This is a genomic window from Flavobacteriales bacterium (assembly GCA_013214975.1).
In the GTDB taxonomy this organism is placed as follows: Bacteria; Bacteroidota; Bacteroidia; order DT-38; family DT-38; genus DT-38.
This window is the reverse complement of sequence record JABSPR010000244.1, coordinates 1-2,933: the sequence shown is the minus strand read 5'-3', so window position 1 is coordinate 2,933 and position 2,933 is coordinate 1. Positions and strand designations below refer to the sequence as shown.

Annotated in this window: 2 protein-coding genes; one reads left to right on the top strand and one right to left on the bottom strand. The window is 34.9% G+C overall.

The features are described 5' to 3' along the window. Positions 1-37 precede the first annotated feature (37 nt). On the top strand, positions 38-1,411 hold the full coding sequence (locus HRT72_08050; protein ID NQY67660.1) for a hypothetical protein: 1,374 nt from the start codon (positions 38-40) through the stop codon (positions 1,409-1,411). Positions 1,412-1,487: 76 nt separating this feature from the next. On the opposite strand, the gene HRT72_08045 is transcribed toward HRT72_08050, so the two are convergent. Continuing rightward, on the bottom strand, positions 1,488-2,933 hold a 1,446-nt coding region (locus HRT72_08045; protein NQY67659.1), incomplete at its 5' end, for a hypothetical protein.

The window sequence follows — 2,933 nt, the reverse complement described above, 5'->3', positions numbered from 1 at the left end:
GATAAAAATCACGATATACTTTTAAATAATAATTCTTATGGAGAAAATTCAATACACTTTAGGTCCCAAAAATAAAATAAAACAACTTTTTCCTCCAGCGGAGTTCGCAAATTACGATATAGAACCTAAAAACCTGGAAGATGTAATTCGACATTACACAATTAATTCTTTAAAAGCAGATAACATTAATGGTATCAAAGATGTTCATGTAAAAATTAAAAACAACAATTACGAGATAACTCTTTTAGGAGAAGATCCTGATAATAAGTTTTCAACCTTTGGAGAAAGGCACGCAAAGATTTTCAGTTCTGATTATGCTCAAAAAGCCATTAAGGGTAAAAAATTATTAAAAAAACTAAACCTCTGGAATCCGATGACTGGATACTATGTTAATGATAGTGAAACAGATGGGCACTCAAAATGGCATTTATTCCCCCCTTTAGGACTTAATGTTGCTGCACAAAAAGGGATTTTACTTATGCATTATCCACCATGGGCAGTAATTCAAGGTGGAACTTTTGAAAACGCAATTACAATGACACGGTGGGGCCAAGTACTAGAAGCTGCGGGTATTCCTAAAGCAGAATCCGGATTATACAAAACAATTATTGATATCAATCCTATTGCAGCACCTGGATCAGGAGAAAGTGAATATCCGAATGATTATTTCCCCATTATGATGGCTTCTGGTTTTTTTGATTCGCCTGAACGATCAAACAGAGATTATATTAAATCTATGCTCGAACTGTATCTATCTCCTCCAGGTTGGTCAGAAGATAATAAGTATACCTTACCATTACTGATATGTGGATCAGCACTTTATGACCCCCAAGCACCAGGATGGTTTAGATGTGCCTATCCTGAAGTACTTCAGAAGATCGAAAAAGGAGTACCACCGAAAGATAAAGCTCCACTGAAAGATAGAATACTATCGGTAGATGTTTTGCAAACTGGTACGTTTAAGATACATCCAGATTCAAAACAAGAAACTCCTTTTATGATTGCGAATCATATGATTGCAGCTGGAGTAACTGGCGAGTGTACCGATGATCCATCGAAGATCCCAGACATAAGACAATACGAAGCACAAGACTTGGTCGCTGCAACTTTCTTAAAATTGTATTCTGAAAATCCAAATATTGATCCAGAGAAAGCTAAAATAAAAGCTTGCTTAAAATGGTATGGCAACAAAAATGGAACAGGAATCCCAATCCCTCCTATAGAGGAGGATAAAAGAATTATTTGTGCTTTGGCTCAAATGGATTTGTTTTTCAATCCTAACCCTCCTAGTCCTTGTTATGACTATGAAACGGCTCTTGAACGCTGTAAAAGGAATGAGCCTTTAGACAAACCTTGTGCTGGCAACATTAAACCAAAAAAGAAAGGATGTGGTTGCACAAATGAAGATTAATAACGTTATTATTTAAGTCTCAAAAAGGGCGATTAATCAAATTAATCGCCCTTTTTATTACTGATAAATAAAATTACTAATTCTTACTTAAATCAAGATGTAAATTATGTAGATGCTTATGCATATCACCTACATTTTTCGTGCTATCAATAATTTCCTGAATTTTATTTTTTCTTTCCGCGGTTGTTAAGTGAGGAGTTAAATCAGAAACCATTCGAAGTAACATTACTTCATGAAGACCATGAACTGGTAAATGACAAACATTAGGAGTCTTCGCCTCTTTTTTAGGGAAATTTTTGTCATGAGGAACCTTAAGCTCAACATCATCTTTTCTTGCCTCTTCATTTGTAAAAACCCCTTCAAATGTAGGTGCATTATTTGTACGCTCTCCTAATCCCCATTTTGATTTCGGAATCCCTAACCAATGTAAAATAGTTGCTAATATAGAAGTTGAACAATAAGAATAAGAATTACAATGATCTTTTTCAGCTCTAAATACCGTGTTTTTAGCGATATGCGGTGAAGCAAGTATTGTCGGTATTCTTACTCCCATTATATCAAAATCAAAACCTCCAACAGAATCATTAGCATAAGGATTTACAGCGTAAGGTGGCGGTACATGGTCTGGTAGACCTCCATGCTCATCAAATGTAACTACCAAAAGCGTATTATCTCTATACTCACTATTTTGAATAGCATCATATATCTTCTTTAAATCTCTCTCTCCAGGTATCAAATCATTACCAGGATGATATGATGTAGACCCCGAAGTAGCACACCATATCGGTTCTAAATAAGCAAATTTTGGTAATGTTCCATTTTCTAAATCAGAATAAAATTGATTTATACTTGGAGCATGTGTCTCAACATCAAATGGCCCATCTATAGATGGTATTTGACCTTTTAAAAATAGATTATAAGTAAACTTACAGTTTATCCATTCTATGGAATTATAAATTCTAAAATCGGAAATTCCATTACTCCATAAGGTTTTCCAAATGGATGGTCGGTGAGCAAATTCAGACCATTCGGTATAAGTTGCCCCATTCTGAAAATTATTTAGATGCCCAAGTGAATTTCCAGTAAGTGAAAAAGCTCTATTAACATCTGTACCTCCAGGCATTGAACAAAACCAATCATCAGAAATGGCAAAATGTTCTGCTAATCCATTCAACACAGGTAATTGTTCTTTAGAGTAACCTTCCATTACTTCTAATGTGCCGTTATTCCAAGCAAAGCCTCCCATGTCAGGAGTTTTCTTTTCATAGTAGTCATTAATATCATTGTAAAACATCTGACGCAAAGTATCCGAATTATCATGATATGGATCCTGTTGGTCAAGATCAAGAACAATATCATCACTTAGTATCCCCTTATTAAACTTAGTAATCTTATGATCCTTAGTAATACTTCCAAAAGGGGCTTTAGAATCGCTAGCTTTTATTCCGTCCCATCGTAAACAAGTCCTATCATTCTCTTTATCATATACAACTCCTGTTAAAGTTTGATTACCGTCATTTAT

Bases quoted from the DNA above. Each gene is read 5' to 3' on its own strand.
- HRT72_08050 (NQY67660.1), top strand. From the start codon at position 38: ATGGAGAAAATTCAATACACTTTAGGTCCCAAAAATAAAATAAAACAA.